The 15,175-nt window shown below is 69.1% G+C and carries 18 protein-coding genes; 5 read left to right on the top strand and 13 right to left on the bottom strand.

Annotated features, from left to right (window positions below):
- Positions 1–107 precede the first annotated feature (107 nt).
- From ACIQGQ_RS31470 to ACIQGQ_RS31455, 4 genes are all read right to left on the bottom strand, one after another.
- The gene (locus ACIQGQ_RS31470; protein WP_402402235.1) at positions 108–362 is read right to left on the bottom strand and encodes a DUF4229 domain-containing protein; all 255 of its coding nucleotides are present in this window, start codon (positions 360–362) and stop codon (positions 108–110) included.
- A 174-nt stretch (positions 363–536) separates the two neighbouring features.
- A complete protein-coding gene (locus tag ACIQGQ_RS31465; protein WP_402402232.1) occupies positions 537–1,067 on the bottom strand; it encodes a GNAT family N-acetyltransferase in 531 nt (176 codons plus the stop codon).
- Between the two features lie 107 nt (positions 1,068–1,174).
- Positions 1,175–2,338 carry an aminofutalosine synthase MqnE gene (gene mqnE, locus ACIQGQ_RS31460; RefSeq protein WP_366297593.1) on the bottom strand — a complete coding sequence of 388 codons (1,164 nt, stop codon included), beginning with the start codon at positions 2,336–2,338 and terminating at the stop codon, positions 1,175–1,177.
- A 97-nt stretch (positions 2,339–2,435) separates the two neighbouring features.
- Positions 2,436–2,891 (bottom strand): Lrp/AsnC family transcriptional regulator, encoded by a 456-nt coding sequence (locus ACIQGQ_RS31455; protein WP_136203054.1) that lies wholly within the window; start codon positions 2,889–2,891, stop codon positions 2,436–2,438.
- 133 nt (positions 2,892–3,024) lie between these two features.
- Here ACIQGQ_RS31455 and ACIQGQ_RS31450 point away from each other — a divergent pair, with 133 nt between their 5' ends.
- On the top strand, positions 3,025–3,159 hold the full coding sequence (locus ACIQGQ_RS31450; RefSeq protein WP_366297591.1) for a hypothetical protein: 135 nt from the start codon (positions 3,025–3,027) through the stop codon (positions 3,157–3,159).
- A 17-nt stretch (positions 3,160–3,176) separates the two neighbouring features.
- On the opposite strand, the gene ACIQGQ_RS31445 is transcribed toward ACIQGQ_RS31450, so the two are convergent.
- Complete coding sequence (locus ACIQGQ_RS31445) at positions 3,177–3,851, bottom strand: UbiX family flavin prenyltransferase (protein WP_352278558.1); 675 nt, start codon at positions 3,849–3,851, stop codon at positions 3,177–3,179.
- A gap of 137 nt (positions 3,852–3,988) precedes the next feature.
- Here ACIQGQ_RS31445 and ACIQGQ_RS31440 point away from each other — a divergent pair, with 137 nt between their 5' ends.
- The gene (locus ACIQGQ_RS31440) at positions 3,989–4,582 is read left to right on the top strand and encodes a rhomboid family intramembrane serine protease (RefSeq protein WP_402402227.1); all 594 of its coding nucleotides are present in this window, start codon (positions 3,989–3,991) and stop codon (positions 4,580–4,582) included.
- A 29-nt stretch (positions 4,583–4,611) separates the two neighbouring features.
- Here ACIQGQ_RS31440 and mqnP read toward each other — a convergent pair whose 3' ends face one another.
- The gene (gene mqnP / locus ACIQGQ_RS31435; protein WP_402402224.1) at positions 4,612–5,529 is read right to left on the bottom strand and encodes a menaquinone biosynthesis prenyltransferase MqnP; all 918 of its coding nucleotides are present in this window, start codon (positions 5,527–5,529) and stop codon (positions 4,612–4,614) included.
- Positions 5,526–6,983, bottom strand: coding sequence for a menaquinone biosynthesis decarboxylase (locus ACIQGQ_RS31430; RefSeq protein ID WP_402402221.1), 1,458 nt, complete (start codon positions 6,981–6,983; stop codon positions 5,526–5,528). Before ACIQGQ_RS31430 ends, mqnP begins: the two co-directional genes overlap by 4 nt.
- Before the next feature lie 201 nt (positions 6,984–7,184).
- Here ACIQGQ_RS31430 and ACIQGQ_RS31425 point away from each other — a divergent pair, with 201 nt between their 5' ends.
- Positions 7,185–7,580 carry a PLD nuclease N-terminal domain-containing protein gene (locus ACIQGQ_RS31425; protein ID WP_402402219.1) on the top strand — a complete coding sequence of 132 codons (396 nt, stop codon included), beginning with the start codon at positions 7,185–7,187 and terminating at the stop codon, positions 7,578–7,580.
- Here the strand turns inward: ACIQGQ_RS31425 and ACIQGQ_RS31420 are convergent, their stop codons facing one another.
- The 6 genes from ACIQGQ_RS31420 to ACIQGQ_RS31395 form a co-directional block, all read right to left on the bottom strand.
- The gene (locus tag ACIQGQ_RS31420) at positions 7,581–8,120 is read right to left on the bottom strand and encodes an SRPBCC domain-containing protein (RefSeq protein ID WP_402402216.1); all 540 of its coding nucleotides are present in this window, start codon (positions 8,118–8,120) and stop codon (positions 7,581–7,583) included.
- 62 nt (positions 8,121–8,182) lie between these two features.
- Positions 8,183–9,283: a c-type cytochrome biogenesis protein CcsB gene (gene ccsB / locus ACIQGQ_RS31415; RefSeq protein WP_402402213.1), complete on the bottom strand. Its 1,101-nt coding sequence runs from the start codon at positions 9,281–9,283 to the stop codon at positions 8,183–8,185.
- Positions 9,280–11,106 (bottom strand): cytochrome c biogenesis protein ResB, encoded by a 1,827-nt coding sequence (locus ACIQGQ_RS31410; protein ID WP_402402210.1) that lies wholly within the window; start codon positions 11,104–11,106, stop codon positions 9,280–9,282. Before ACIQGQ_RS31410 ends, ccsB begins: the two co-directional genes overlap by 4 nt.
- Positions 11,107–11,111: 5 nt before the next feature.
- The gene (locus tag ACIQGQ_RS31405) at positions 11,112–11,876 is read right to left on the bottom strand and encodes a cytochrome c biogenesis CcdA family protein (protein ID WP_402402207.1); all 765 of its coding nucleotides are present in this window, start codon (positions 11,874–11,876) and stop codon (positions 11,112–11,114) included.
- Positions 11,877–11,880: 4 nt separating this feature from the next.
- Complete coding sequence (locus tag ACIQGQ_RS31400; RefSeq protein WP_402402204.1) at positions 11,881–12,492, bottom strand: TlpA family protein disulfide reductase; 612 nt, start codon at positions 12,490–12,492, stop codon at positions 11,881–11,883.
- 67 nt (positions 12,493–12,559) lie between these two features.
- Positions 12,560–13,810: a hypothetical protein gene (locus ACIQGQ_RS31395; RefSeq protein WP_402402202.1), complete on the bottom strand. Its 1,251-nt coding sequence runs from the start codon at positions 13,808–13,810 to the stop codon at positions 12,560–12,562.
- A 300-nt stretch (positions 13,811–14,110) separates the two neighbouring features.
- Here ACIQGQ_RS31395 and ACIQGQ_RS31390 point away from each other — a divergent pair, with 300 nt between their 5' ends.
- Positions 14,111–14,485 carry a PadR family transcriptional regulator gene (locus tag ACIQGQ_RS31390; RefSeq protein ID WP_402402199.1) on the top strand — a complete coding sequence of 125 codons (375 nt, stop codon included), beginning with the start codon at positions 14,111–14,113 and terminating at the stop codon, positions 14,483–14,485.
- Positions 14,486–14,496: 11 nt separating this feature from the next.
- Positions 14,497–15,084, top strand: a complete 588-nt coding sequence (locus ACIQGQ_RS31385; RefSeq protein WP_402402196.1) for an HAAS signaling domain-containing protein — start codon at positions 14,497–14,499, stop codon at positions 15,082–15,084.
- Positions 15,085–15,175: the final 91 nt, after the last annotated feature.

The raw sequence follows: 15,175 nt of genomic DNA, 5'->3' as shown, positions 1-15,175 counted from the left end.
CCGGCGCCGGAGCGGGTGCTCCGGTGCCGGGGTTCCGTGAAGTACGCGTGGGTGCCGCGAGGGTGTGAGGAAACTTACCGTTCCTCACGCCGCCCCGGGGCGGTCGCTCAGGAGGTGACGTGGTCCTCGCGGGTGCGGTTGGACTCCAGGCGCTGCTTGGCGCGGTCGACCTTGCCGACGATCTGCTCGGACATCTCGTCGCGCTGCTTGCGCAGCAGCACGTAGCTGAGCGGCGCGGACAGGACCAGGGCGAGCAGAATCACCCAGACGATGTTCGAGCCGTTCGTCCCGGAGGGCAGCAGACCGAAGTGGACGGCGATGGCCGCGACGAGGAAGCAGCCGACGAAGATGCTGAGGCGCATCGCGGTGTACCGAATTGTCGCGCTCGGCTTGGCAGCGGACACAGTTGGCCTCTCTCTCAGCGTATGACGTCCTTCGATCCTGCCCGACCAGTGAAGCATGCCCCGGAATCGATCAGTTCGGAGGGCTCCGCCAAAGGAGGCCCCGCGTCGCGCCGCCCGGACGGCACCCGCCGGTCAGAGGGTTCCCAGCGGCAGCAGCATGATGATGTCGTCCCGGTCGTCCCCCTCGGCCACCCGGATCGCGTCGGGCACCCGCCCGACCTCCTTGTAGCCGCAGGATCCGTAGAAGCGGTCGACGCCGGTGCCGCCCCGGCAGGTGAGCCGGATCGCCTCGATGCCGTCGAGGGAGCGGGCGGCCCCGGCCGCGGCGGCCATCAGGTCGCGCCCGTACCCCTTGCCCTGGTGGCGGGGGTGGACCATCACCGTGTAGAGCCAGAGCCAGTGGGTCATCAGCCGGTGGGTGTTGAGGGCGAGGAAGGCGGTGGCGGCGACCGCCCCGTCCGCGTCCCGGCCGACCAGCAGACGGGTGTGCCCCTCACCCATCGCGGCCAGGTGCTTGGCCATCTCGGGCCGGATCTCGTCGGCCGTCACGGGCGGCACGAAGCCCACCGCGCCGCCCGCGTTGGAGACATCGGTCCACAGCTCGACGATGCCCTCGTAGAGCGCGCGGTCGACCTTCGGGTCCAGTTCGAACGTAAGAGCCATAGCGGCAGAGTAACCCTTACCCACCATAGAGCTCAAAGCCTGTCCGGAACGCGAGAAAGCCCTGACCACAGGGGGTCAGGGCTCTCTCGTACGGGGCGGTCGGCGGGTCAGACGCGCATCGGCTGCGGCGACTCGCGCCGGTCGGCGTCCGGGCCCGGGTACTCGCGGATGATCTCGTAGCGCGTGTTGCGCTCGACCGGCCGGAAGCCCGCGTCGCGGATCAGGTCCAGCAGGTCGTCGCGGCCGAGCTTGTTCGGCGTACCGAAGTTGTCCGCGTCGTGGGTGATCTTGTACTCGACGACCGAGCCGTCCATGTCGTCCGCGCCGTGCTGGAGCGCGAGCTGGGCGGTCTGCACACCGTGCATCACCCAGAAGACCTTGACGTGCGGGACGTTGTCGAAGAGCAGCCGGGAGACCGCGAAGGTCTTCAGCGCCTCGGCGCCGGTCGCCATCGTCGTCCGCGCCTGGAGCTTGTTGCGGACCTTGCCGTCCTGCATGTCCACGAAGTCGTGCTGGTAGCGCAGCGGGATGAAGACCTGGAAACCGCCGGTCTCGTCCTGGAGCTCACGCAGCCGCAGCACGTGGTCGACGCGGTGCCGGGGCTCCTCGATGTGCCCGTACAGCATGGTCGCCGGGGTCTTGAGCCCCTTCTCGTGGGCCAGCCGGTGGATGCGCGACCAGTCCTCCCAGTGGGTGTTGTGGTCCACGATGTGCTGGCGGACCTCCCAGTCGAAGATCTCCGCGCCGCCGCCGGTCAGCGACTCCAGACCGGCCTCGATCAGCTCGTCGAGGATCTCGGAGGCGGAGAGCCCGGAGATCGTCTCGAAGTGGTGGATCTCGGTCGCGGTGAACGCCTTGAGGGAGACCTGCGGCAGGGCTTCCTTCAGCGCGCTGAGCGAGCGCGGGTAGTAGCGCCACGGCAGGGTGGGGTGGAGGCCGTTGACGATGTGCAGCTCGGTGAGGCTCTCGCCCTCCATCGCCTTCGCCAGGCGGACGGCCTCCTCGATGCGCATGGTGTACGCGTCCTTCTCGCCCGGCTTGCGCTGGAACGAGCAGTAGGCGCACGACGCCGTGCACACATTGGTCATGTTGAGGTGGCGGTTGACGTTGAAGTGCACGACATCGCCGTTCAGCCGGGTGCGCACCTGGTGCGCGAGGCCGCCGAGCCAGGCCAGGTCGTCCGACTCGTAGAGCGCGATGCCGTCCTCACGGGTCAGGCGCTCACCCGCGCGGACCTTCTCCTCCAGCTCGCGCTTGAGCCCGACGTCCATGCGGCTGCCTCCCAGTTGTCGATGTGCGGTGCGTGTCCCGGCGATGGCTGATACCGGGCGAAACCCCCGGCCGTCCGGGGGCTCCACCACGGTACGCCTACGACTGCTCGGGCAGTTCGCCGACCCGGTTCTCCCACTTGGTGGAGAGCACGATCGTGGTACGGGTGCGCGAGACGCCCTTCGTACCACTGAGCCGGCGGATGGTGCGCTCCAGCCCGTCCACGTCGCCGACCCGCACCTTGAGCATGTACGAGTCGTCGCCCGCGATGAACCAGGCGTCCTCGATCTCCGCGAGGTCCTTCAGCCGCCGCGCGACGTCCTCGTGGTCGGCCGCGTCGGAGAGCGAGATGCCGATCAGGGCCGTGACGCCGAGCCCGAGGGACGCGGCGTCGACGGTGGCGCGGTAACCGGTGATGACACCGGCGGATTCCAGCCGGTTGATGCGGTCGGTGACGCTGGGCCCGGAGAGCCCGACGAGCCGTCCCAGCTCGGCGTACGAGGCCCTGCCGTTCTCCCGGAGTGCCTGGATGAGCTGCCTGTCCACCGCGTCCATGTGACTGAAACCTTCCATTGTTCAGCAGTATCGCGAGTTTACGTGTAGAATCTAAGGCATGCAGGCCTCATCGCCTGCAAAAGTTCCCGAGTATCCGCATAAACACTTTCGAATCTTCAGGAGTGAGAAGACCGTGTACACGATCGAGATGGCCTATGCCCGGATGCGCGAGCTTCAGGACCTGGCCAACCGCTCGCGTGCCCACCAGCCCGCCGCCGCGCACCGGGTCGACCGGATCCGTAAGCCGCGCGCCATGAAGAAGCGCTGACCACAGGCCCTTCCGGGTCAGCCACGGGAATCACGGGAGCCGCCACCGAGCTCTCCCTCCCACCGGCGGTACAGGCCGTGCGGCACCCCTGCCGCGTCCAGTACCCGACCGGCGACGAAGTCCACCAGATCCTGGATGTGCGTCGCCCCCGCGTAGAACGCCGGAGAGGCGGGCAGCACCACGGCGCCCGCCTCGTCCAGGCTCACCAGATGTTTCAGCGTCTGCCCGTTCAGCGGCGTCTCGCGCACCGCGACGACCAGCGTCCGCCGCTCCTTGAGCGTCACGCTCGCCGCCCGCTGGAGCAGATCCTTAGAGAGCCCGAGCGCCACCCCGGCCACACAGGCCGTCGAGGCCGGAACGATCAGCATCCCCTTCGCCGGGTACGAGCCCGAGGACGGCCCGGCCGCGAGATCACCGGCCGCCCAGTACCGCACGCCCTCGACGTCCACGTCGAAGGTGTGCGGTTTGCCGTCCGCACCACGCGCCAGCCAGCTGCGCAGGTCCTCCTGCCAGTGCGCGTCGCGGAACGCGATCCCGGTCTCGTCCAGCAGCGTCAGCCGGGAGGCCCGGCTCACCACCAGATCGACGCTCTCCCCCGCGGCCAGCAGGCCGCGCAGCACCGAGGCGGCGAATGGGGTGCCCGAGGCACCCGAAACCCCGACAATCCAAGGCCGGCGCTGCTGTTGGCTCACTGATGTCCCGGATTCCACACGCATGAGCCTATCCGGCCGCACCGGACCGGAACCGTCGACGGTGCCCCGGCGTTCCCGGTGGGGGAACGGGAACGGCGCGGCCGCCCCCAAGGACACGGAACGAGCAGGGGGCCACGATGAGCGCACTCACCGGGTACACGGCACCGGAGCGGCCCGCCGGCGAGCGGGCACGGGCCGCGGCCAAGCTGATGGCGGGCTGGGTGGCGCTGCTCTGGCTGCTCGAAATCGTCGACGCGGCGACCGGCCACGCGCTGGACGGCTTCGGGATAGAGCCGCGCCGGGCCGCCGAGCTGCTGGACGTCGTGCCCGCGTCCTTCATCCACTTCGGCTTCGGCCATGTCGCGTCCAACAGCGTGCCGCTGCTGGTCTTCGGCTTCCTCGCCGCGGTCGGCGGCATCCGCCGGTTCCTCGCCGTGGCCGCCACGATCATCGTGGTCGACGGCCTGGGCGTCTGGCTGGTCGCGCCGGAGTACTCCAACACGGCGGGCGCGTCCGGGCTGGTCTTCGGGCTCTTCGGCTATCTGCTCGTCCGCGGATTCGTGGACCGCAGGGTGCTCGACATGGCCGTCGGGCTGGTCGTCGGCGCGATCTGGGGCTCGACGATCCTGCTGGGGCTCTCCCCCGCCAACACCTCGGTCAGCTGGCAGGGCCATCTGTTCGGCCTGGTCGCGGGCGTGGCGGCGGCGTTCGCCTTCCGCCGCCGCCTTTGAGAACCGTCGAACGGCCGTCCCCGGCCCGGTCAGACCACCAGGCCCCGGACCAGCAGGTCCAGCAGCGCGCAGGCGAAGAGCGCGATCCCGATGAAACCGTTGACCGAGAAGAACGCCCGGTTCAGCCGGGACAGGTCGTGCGGGCGCACCACCCGGTGCTCGTAGACGAAGGCGACGGCCACGATCGCCATGCCGATCCAGTAGAAGAGCCCGGCCCCGCTGGCCAGCCCGAACCAGACCAGCAGCCCGGTCGTGATCACATGGCAGACCCGGGCGCCCCAGAGCGCCGCCGGGACGCCGAACCGGGCCGGCACCGAGAGCACTCCGTGCGCCCGGTCGGCCTGGACGTCCTGGCAGGCGAAGATCAGGTCGAAGCCGCCGATCCAGACACCGACCGCGAGCCCGAGGATCACCGCCTCCCACGACCAGCTGCCGGTCACCGCCAGCCAGGCACCGATCGGCCCCATCGCCTGCGCGATCCCGAGAATCGCGTGCGGGTAGTGGGTGAACCGCTTCCCGTACGGATAGACCACCATCGGGACCACCGCGACCGGCGCCAGCGCCAGACAGAGCGGGTTCAGCAGCGCCGCGGCGCCCAGGAAGAAGACGACGGCGACGAGCGCCCCCGTCCACGCCGACCGCACCGAGACCGCGCCGGTGACCAGCTCCCGGCCGGCCGTGCGCGGGTTGCGCGCGTCGATCTCCCGGTCGATGATCCGGTTGGCAGCCATCGCGAAGGTCCGCAGCCCCACCATCGCGACGGTGACCAGGAGCAGCGTCACCCAGTGGATCGACCCGTCGTCCAGGAACATCGCGGTCAGCGCGGCGATGTACGCGAAGGGCAGCGCGAAGACCGAGTGCTCGATCATCACCAGCCGCAGGAACGCCTTGACCTTGCTGTTCGGCCGTACGGGCCCCGAGCCCAGTGCTGCTTCGGCGGCGCTCACAGTCCGTATTCCTTCCACCGGCGGTCGACCTTCGCCGCCGTCTCCGGGTCGGACTCGACCATCTCCGGCCAGCCCCCGTCCCGGGTGTAGCCCTCCTCGGGCCACTTGCGCGTCGCGTCGATGCCCGCCTTGCCGCCCCAGAACTGCTGGTAGGAGGCGTGGTCGAGGTGGTCGACGGGCCCCTCGGTGACCGTGAGGTCGCGCGCGTAGTCCGTGTTGCCCAGCGCCCGCCAGGCCACCTCGTGCAGGTCGTGGACGTCGCAGTCGGAGTCCACCACCACGATCAGCTTGGTCAGCGACATCATGTGCGCGCCCCAGATCGCGCTCATCACCTTCTGGGCGTGCTTCGGGTACTTCTTGTCGATCGAGACGATCGCGCAGTTGTGGAAGCCGCCCGCCTCCGGCAGGTGGTAGTCCACGATGTCCGGCACGATGATCTTGAGGAGCGGCAGGAAGAACCTCTCGGTGGCCCGCCCCAGCGGCCCGTCCTCGGTCGGCGGCCGGCCCACCACGATCGACTGGAGCAGCGGGCGCCGCCGCATGGTCACGCAGTCGATGGTCAGTGCGGGGAACGGTTCCTGCGGGGTGTAGAAGCCGGTGTGGTCGCCGAACGGCCCCTCGGGCAGCGTCTTCCCCGGCTCCAGCCACCCCTCCAGGACGACCTCCGCCTGCGCGGGCACCTGGAGCGGCACGGTCTTGCAGTCGACCATCTCGATCCGCTTGCCCTGGACGAACCCGGCGAAGAGGTACTCGTCGATGTCCCCGGGCAGCGGCGCGGTGGAGGCGTACGTCACCGAGGGCGGCGCCCCGAAGGCGATGGCGACCGGCAGCCGCTCCCCGCGCCGGGCGGCGACCTGGTAGTGGTTGCGGCTGTCCTTGTGGATCTGCCAGTGCATGCCGATGGTGCGGCGGTCGTGGCGCTGGAGCCGGTACAGCCCCAGGTTGCGGATCCCGGTCTCCGGGTCCTTGGTGTGGGTGAGGCCCAGGTTGAAGAAGGAGCCGCCGTCCCCGGGCCAGGTGAAGAGCGCGGGCAGCTGGTCCAGGTCCACGTCGTCGCCGGTCAGGACCACCTCCTGGACCGGGGCGCTCTCCTGCTTCACCTTCTTCGGCGGTACGTGCACCATCGAGCCGAGCTTGCCGAAGGCCTCGCGGACGCCGACGAAGCCGTGCGGCAGTTCCGGCCTGAGCAGCCCGCCGATCCTGTCGCTGATGTCGGCGTAGGACTTCAGCCCGAGCGCCTTGAGCAGCCGCCGGTCGGTCCCGAAGACGTTCATGGCCAGGGGCATCGAGGACCCCTTGACGTTCTCGAAGAGCAGGGCGGGGCCGCCCGCCTTGTTGACCCGGTCGACGATCTCGCCGACCTCCAGGTACGGGTCGACCTCGGCCTTGATGCGCTTGAGATCGCCCTCGCGCTCCAGGGCCCGGAGGAGGGAACGAAGATCGTCGTAAGCCATGCCGTCCAGTCTGTCATCACCCCCGACGATCACCCGGGGCACCCCGTCCGACACCGGGGCAGGTGGCCCTTCCGCGCCGGGCCGGGTGCGTCACCGAACGGTTCCGCTCCGTTCGCCGCTGCATGTCAGAGGTACCGGTTACCCTGGCCCCACACCGGGGCGGGACATGCCCCGCCAAATCTCCGCAGGGGGACCTCCACCATGCTCCGGGCCCTGATCTATCTCCTGCCGCTGGCGCTGACGATCTACGCCTTCATCGACTGCCTCAACACCCCCGAGGACGAGGCCAAGCACCTGCCGAAGATCGCGTGGGTCTTCATCATCCTGCTGTTCTGGATCGTCGGCCCGATCGTCTGGCTGGCCGCCGGCAAGGTGCGCACCGCGCCCGCCGGGGGCCGTACGCCCTCCGAGTGGCACCGCAACCACCGCTCGCAGTGGGTCGCCCCGGACGACAACCCCGAGTTCCTCCAGGCGCTGCGCGAGGAGAACAAGAAGGACGAGTCGCTCCTCAAGGACTGGGAGGCGGACCTGCGCCGCCGCGAGGAGGAGCTGAAGCGCCGGGAGAACGGCGGCAGCCCGAGCCCCTCCGGCGAGTAGTCACCGCCGGGCGGCGGCCCCGGCCGCGTACTCCTCGCGGAGGGCGGCCCAGCGCACCGGGGTCCATTTCGACCAGTCGGCCGGGGAGCCGTCCAGGGCGTCGGCCAGGTAGCGGAAGTGGTCGTGCCAGCTCGCCAGCCGGTCCAGGACGAGTTCGTCGTCGCCGTGGAACTCGTGGGTGAAGCGGAGCAGGACGTGGTCGCCGCGCGGCGGCTCCAGGTGGAAGCGGATGCGGCCCGGCCGCCCCGCGAAGGTGTACTCGGCGACCCGCTCGACGTCCCAGGCGGTGACCGTGCCGGAGACGGCCGGGGCCCGGCCGGGGATGTCGGGGGTGAGCCGGTGGAGCGTGATCGCGCCGCCCACCCGGGGCTCGAAGGGGTCGGCTGCGGCCAGCCAGCCCGGCAGACCCTCGGAACCGGCAACGGCTGCCCACACCCGTGGAACGGGGTGGGGCAGCCGGAGCGTGAACCTCAGGACGTACTGGTCGTCGCCGTGGGTCTCGCTGGTGCCGGGCTCGATGACGGGGGTGGCATCGGTCATGGTTCCAGCGTGACCCGGCGGTGCCCGATCCGCACCCGTGCGGACCGGGGCCGTGCGGCGGGTCAGACCCCGGCGTAGGAGTGCTTGCCGGTGACGAAGATGTTCACGCCGTAGTAGTTGAACAGCCAGCAGCCGAAGGCGATCAGCGCCAGGTAGGCGGCCTTGCGGCCCTTCCAGCCGGCGGTGGCGCGGGCGTGCAGGTAGCAGGCGTACGCGACCCAGGTGATGAAGGACCAGACCTCCTTGGGGTCCCAGCCCCAGTAGCGGCCCCAGGCGTCGCCGGCCCAGATGGCGCCCGCGATGATCGTGAACGTCCAGAGCGGGAAGACGGCCGCGTTGATCCGGTACGAGAACTTGTCGAGCGAGGAGGCGGCGGGCAGCCGGGACAGCACCGAGTGGGCGAAGGAGCCGGGCTCCTCACCGCGCGCGAGCTTGCTCTCGTAGCTGTCGCGGAACAGGTAGAGCAGGGTGCCGACCGCGCCGATGTAGAAGACGGCACCGCAGAGGATGGCGGTGGAGACGTGGATCCACAGCCAGTACGAGTGCAGCGCGGGCACGAGCTGGTCGCTGGCGGTGTAGAGCACCGTGGTCGCGATGCCGAGGTCCAGCAGGACGGTGGTGACCAGCGCCAGCCCCATCCAGCGGACGTTCTTCTTCAGCCCGAGCAGGACCAGGTACGTGCCGACCGCCACCGTGGAGAAGGTGATCGAGAACTCGTACATGTTGCCCCAGGGGGCCCGCTGCACGGAGAGCGCGCGGGTGAGCACCCCGCCGGCCTCCACCAGGAAGGCGACCACGGTCAGGGCGACCGCGATCCGCCCGTACAGGTCGCCCTTGAACGTGCCGCCGGCCGCGCCGGGCCCGTCCGGCACGTCGCGGGAACCGGCCGCCGCGCGTGTGACGATCTTCGGGCGGTCGAGTACTGCGGTGCCGCCGCCCTTCTGCGCGACCTGCACCTTCACCGAACCGGCGGCGTCGGCCCCGGCCCCTGTTCCGGCCCCGGTCAGCGCGGCGGCGGTGCGGCCCACCTTGCTGCGGCTGCCGAACACCCACTCCGCGATGTGCGCGAAGAAGGCCAGGGTGTAGACGGCCATGGACGAATAGATCAGCACATTGCTGGTGTGCGCCAGGTTCTCGTTGGTGGCAGCGGCGGCGAGATTCACTTCTCAGCCCCTTCGGCAGGTTCTACGGGGGATTCTTCGGAGGCGTCGGTCTTCCCGGCGTCGTCCGAATCGGCATCGGCATCGGCATCCGAACCGGTACCGGCGCCCGGGTCGGCATCGGCGGACGGGTCGGGATCGGGGGACGGGTCGGGCACGGCCGGTGCCGACCCGACGAGGGTGACCGCGAGGTCGGCCAGCTCCTCGGGAAGCCTGGCGGACTCGCTGCGGCCGAGCCCCGCCATCTCGACGACCGTGACACCGTCGGCACCGGTGACCGCGCGCACCCAGACCCGGCGCCGCTGGATGAACAGCGAGCCCGCGAGCCCGGCGATCGCGGCGACGGCCCCGGCGAGCGCCCAGCCGCTGGCCGGCTGCTTCGAGATCTGGAAGCTGGCCCACTCGTCGACGCCCTCGAAGGTGATGGAGCCGCCGTCGGGAAGCTTCATCGTCTCGCCGGCCAGCAGCCGCTGCTTGAGCGGCTTGCCGTCGTCGCCCTTGAACGCCGTCATCTTGGACTTGTCGAGCTGGTACACGTTCTGCGGCAGCCCGGAGTCGACGCCCAGGCTGCCGTAGAAGCCGTTGAGGGCGAGCACGGGGAAGTCGGTGGCCGGGAACTGCGAGAACATCGTGCCCTTGCCCGCCCCCGCGAAGGTCGGCACGAAGAACGCCTGGAAGCCCAGCTGGATCTTCTTGCCGCTCTTGTCGCGGTACCCGTCCATCACCTTGATCGCCCCGGACGAGGTGACGTTGGCGTCCATCGGCAGCAGCGGCACCGCGTTGCGGTAGACCTCCTTGCCGGAGGGGTCCTTCACGGAGACGACGGGCGCGTAGCCGTGCGCGTTGAGGTAGACCTTGGTGCCGTCGATCTCCAGGGGCTCGTTGACCCGGATGACCGTCTTCTTCGGCTTGCCGTACGCGCCTTCCTCGTACGTCACATGTGCCTCGTAGGTACGGGGCGTGCCGCGCTGGGGGCCGCTGCGCTCGTACGTGCCGATGAACTTGTCGAGCTTGAAGCTGAACGGGACGAGCGAGTCCTCGTCGAAGAGCGAGCCGGACTTGAAGTCGTCGTACTGCGGCTTCGTGTTGGCGAAGCCGTCGCCCTGGACGATCAGCTTGGCGCCCTCGGACTTGAAGAGCTGCCCGTACGCGAAGGCGATCAGCATCACGATCAGGGCGACGTGGAAGACCAGGTTCCCGGCCTCGCGCAGATAGCCCTTCTCCGCGGCGACCGCGTCGCCCACCGTGTGCGCACGGAAGCGGCGCTTCCGCATCGTCGCGAGGGCGGCCGCGCGGACCTCCTCGGGCTCGGCCGCGGTGCGCCAGGTGGTGTACGCGGGCAGCCGGTTCAGCCGCTTGGGGGCGCCGGGCGGGCGGCCGCGGAGCTGGCCGACGAACTGGCCGGTGCGCGGGACGATGCAGCCGATGAGCGAGATGAACAGCAGGATGTAGATCGCGGAGAACCACACCGAGCTGTAGACGTCGAAGAACTGCAGCTTCTCGTAGATCGGCGAGACGGTGGTGTGGAGCTTCTTGAAGTTCTCCACCTTCAGCTGGTCCACGCTGTTCTGCGGGATCAGCGAGCCGGGGATGGCGCCGAGCGACAGCAGGAAGAGCAGGATCAGCGCGACCCGCATCGAGGTGAGCTGGCGCCAGAACCAGCGGATCCAGCCGACGACGCCCATCGCGGGCAGGCTCGCCGGGCTCTCCTCGCTGGGGGCGGTGGAGAGCTGGGAGCCTGCGGCGCCCAGGTCGGCGGGGGTGTCCTCCGCGTCGTCGGGCCGCTCGCGCCCGGGGGCGGAGGGAGTGGACTTGGTGTTGCTCATGGAACTCAGATCCCCACCGTGAAACCGCTGGACCAGCTCTGTACCTGTTGCATCATCGTGTCCCAGACCCCGGTGAGCAGCAGCAGACCGGTCGCGATCATCATTCCTCCGCCGATCCGCATCACCCAGGCGTAGTGCTTCTTGACCCAGCCGAACGCGCCGAGCGCCTTACGGAAGGCGACGGCGGTGAGGACGAAGGGGATACCGAGGCCGAGGCAGTACGCGACGGTCAGTACCGCCCCGCGCCCGGCGGTGCCCTGGCCCATCGCGAGGATGCTCACCGAGCTGAGCGTCGGCCCCAGGCACGGGGTCCAGCCGATCCCGAAGAGGGCGCCCAGCACGGGGGCGCCCAGCAGTCCGGTGACCGGCCGTCTGTGGATGCGGAACTCGCGCTGGGTCATCCAGGGCATCAGCCCCATGAAGAACACGCCCATCAGGATCATCAGCACGCCGAGGATCTTGGTGAGGATGTCGCCGTGTTCCTGGAGGGTCTGGCCGAAGAAACCGAAGAGCGCGCCGCCGGAGACGAACACGGCGGTGAATCCGAGCACGAAGAGCGAGGCGCCCGCGACCATCCGCCCGCGCCGGGCCTGCGCCAGGTCGGTACCGCTGACGCCGGTGACGTAGCTGAGATAACCGGGCACGAGCGGCAGCACGCACGGCGAGAAGAACGAGACCAGCCCGCCGAGCACGGCGACCGGCAGGGCGACGAGAAGCGCCCCGTCCTTTACGGTCTCGTTCTCGCCCACGAGTGCGGCAAGGGTGTACACGGGATCACTTCTCCGCGATCAGCGGGTCGATCATCTCGTGCAGGCCCTCGGCGTCGAGCGCGACCAGCGAGCGCGCGGCGATCTTCCCGTCCCGGTCCAGGACCACGGTCGAGGGGATGGCCTGCGGCCGGAGCGTGCCCTTGGGGAAGCGGAGCAGGAGCTTCCCGACCGGGTCGAAGAGGCTCGGGTAGGTGACGCCGTAGTCCTTCTCGAAGCTGATCGCGGGGCCCTTCTGGGCGTCGCGCGTGTTGATGCCGACGAACTGGACGCCCTTGTCGGCGGTCTCCTTCGCGACCCGGGAGAAGTACTGCGCCTCCAGACGGCACGGCCCGCACCAGGAGCCCCACATGTTGAGCACGACGACCTTGCCCTTGTAGTCGGACACGTCGAGCTGCTTGCCGTCGAGGGTCTCTCCGTCGAGCTTCGGGGCGTCCTTGCGGTCGCCCTTGGCCACGGTCGAGATGCCGCCGGTGCCGGTGACGAAGTTCGTGTTGCCACCGCCGCCGGCCTGGGCGCCGTCGCCGCCGCACGCCGTCAGCGTGAGGGCGAGGGCGGCGACCGCCGCGGGGGCGGCGAGCAGGGTGAAGCGGCGTCGGGGTGCGCGGCCATGGCTCATGTGAAAAGTTTCGCATGGCGCATTCGATGATCTCTGGCGCCCCCCTCGGTGCCCGTAAAGCCCGTTGTCAGGCTTGTTTAAAGAAGCCGTTCCAGCCGCCCGCGGGCTCCTCCCCGACCTGCAGCGTACGGAGCTTGTCGAGGACTTCGGGGGTCTGTACGTCGAGCCAGTCGACGAACTGACGGAACGAGACCAGTCGCACGTCCGGCTTTCCGGCGATTTTCTTCAGCACTTCTTCGACGGCGTCCATATAGATACCGCCGTTCCACTCCTCGAAGTGGTTTCCGATGAAGAAGGGGGCGCGATTCGTGGTGTACGCGCGGTTGAATCCGGCGAGATACGACCCGGTGGCCTGCTCGCGCCAGGCGGGATAGCGCGACGGCATGCCCTTGGTCGTATTGAGCGACTGGTTGGCGAGGATGTTGTAGTCCATCGAGAGGACCTCGAAGGTGTGCCCGGGGAACGGCATCGCCTGGAGCGGCAGATCCCATACGCCGTCCCGCTTCCGGGGCCAGACCTGGGTGCCGCCCGGGGAGCTGGCGTCGTACCGCCAGCCGAGCCGGCGCGCGGTGGGCAGCAGGTTCTCCTGTCCGAGCAGGCAGGGGGTGCGGCCGCCGATCAGTTCCTTGCGGTAGTCGAAAGGCAGCGGTTCGAGGTCGGTCCAGCCGGTGTTCGTCCGCCATTCGGTGACGAAGGAGACCGCCTGGTCGATTTCACTCTGCCACTGGGCGGGGGTCCAGTTCGCCACCGATCCGGAACCGCCACAGAAATGCCCGTTGAAATGGGTGCCGATCTCGTGTCCGTCGAGCCACGCCTGACGGACGTTCTTCATTGTCGCCCTGATGTGGTCGTCGTTGAGATATCCGATGTCGGAGGCGCCGACCCGATTGTTCGGCGGCCGGTACAGGGACTTCTTCGACTCGGGCAGCAGATACAGACCGGACAGGAAGAAGGTCATCGCCGCGCCGTGGTTCCGGGCGAGTTCCAGAAAGCGCGGGAAGAGCCCGTTGCCGACCTCGCCCGCCCCGTCCCAGGAGAAGACCACGAACTGCGGGGGCGTCTGGCCGGGTTCGAGCGGGACGGGCTTCGCGGGCTGGTGCGGCTGCTTCCCGGTGTCGGCGGTGGAACCGTCGCCGATCTTCCGGACGTCCTTCTTCACGGGTCCGGTGCCTTGCGCCCCTCCGTCCGCGCCCTGATCCCCCGTGGCCCCCGAACGGCTGCCGCCCGAAGAACCGAAGGTTCCGCACCCCGCCACCCCGACGGCTGCGGCGGCCCCGAGGCCCGCCCCGAGCAGCCCCCTTCGGCTGATGTCACGCATAACTACCCCATTTGCGGTCGTTTTGCCTCATGTCCATACAAACTGGCGAAGTCTTAGATGAGGAAAACGGCATGGGGGTTCCGCGAGCTAGCACATTTTTCTGGGCGCGACCAGACTCCGGATGCGCTCGAACTCAAGACCTATGACTCGTCCGGCATCTCCCTACCGTCGCGCGCCCCATACGGCCCTCGCCGCATCGGCGAGCCGAACGACACCGAGCAGAGCGATCCCGCGATCGCCGCCACACGCGCCCCTTTGCCACCTCGTCCCGCAACTGCGATGCCTGGTACCTTGTTATGCATGACCACTGGCGAAGCAAGTAACCAGGTCCCGGAGAAGATCGAGATCCAGCTTCGTAAGGGCGTTCTGGAGTACTGCGTCCTGGCGCTTCTGCGAGACGGCCCCAAGTACGGAGTCGAGCTGTTGAAGGAGTTGCAGGGCACCGCCCTCGCCACGAGTCAGGGCACTGTCTATCCCCTGCTGTCACGGCTCAGGCGAGATGCACTCGTCGTGACCACCTGGAGGGAATCAGCCTCCGGCCCGCCGCGGCGCTACTACGAACTGACCGACGCAGGGCATACGGCACTCACATCTTTCACCGGCATCTGGCCCGCGTTCCGCGACACCGTCGACAACCTCCTCACGCCGCCCACCGGGCAACGGCGCAACCCCTGAAGGACATGGCCTTGAAGACTGATGACACCCTGGTCCGGGAGTACCTCGCGACCGTGGAACGCGAGAGCACAGCACTGCCCCCGGTGGCCCGCCAGGAACTTCTGGCCGATCTCAGCGAGCACATAGAAGTCGCTCGCGCCGAACGGCCTGGTGACGTGCGCGCGATCCTCCACGAAGTGGGCGACCCGCGCACGATCGCCAGCACCGCCCTCCATGAACTCGGCCACACCGCCACGCCCCCCACGCGCAAGCCGAACCGTCGCCGCTCCCCTGCCTGGCTACCGCTCCTTCTCCTGGTGATCAGCGCTGCGCTGCCCTATGCGGCAGACCATGTGCTCTTGGACTGGGCCAGCCTCGCCATGAGGATCACGGCCGTAGTGATGGTGTGCCGCTCCCGCTACTGGACGGCAGCCCGGAAATGGACGGGCCTCATCCTGGGCACGCTCGTGCCCGCCACGATGAACGTGATCTGGTACCTGGCCTTCGTCGCACCCCAGAACTACGCCGTGATCGACGCCTGGCGCTGGCCGGCAGCCGTCGCCGGCCTTCTCCTTACGCTGGCCGGCGCGGGATGGCTGTGGCGCACCAGGGTTCGCTAGGTGTTCTGTCCCGGGAGGTTGTGGACGGGTGAGCGAGGTCTCGGCTGAGGGATCTTGAAGCAGGTGAGGGCCTTCCGGTTCGGTGTGGATT

Source organism: Streptomyces sp. NPDC092952 (assembly GCF_044754785.1).
Lineage (GTDB): Bacteria > Actinomycetota > Actinomycetes > Streptomycetales > Streptomycetaceae > Streptomyces.
The sequence above is the reverse complement of the archived record's forward strand: the minus strand, read 5'-3'. Positions and strand labels throughout refer to the sequence as shown.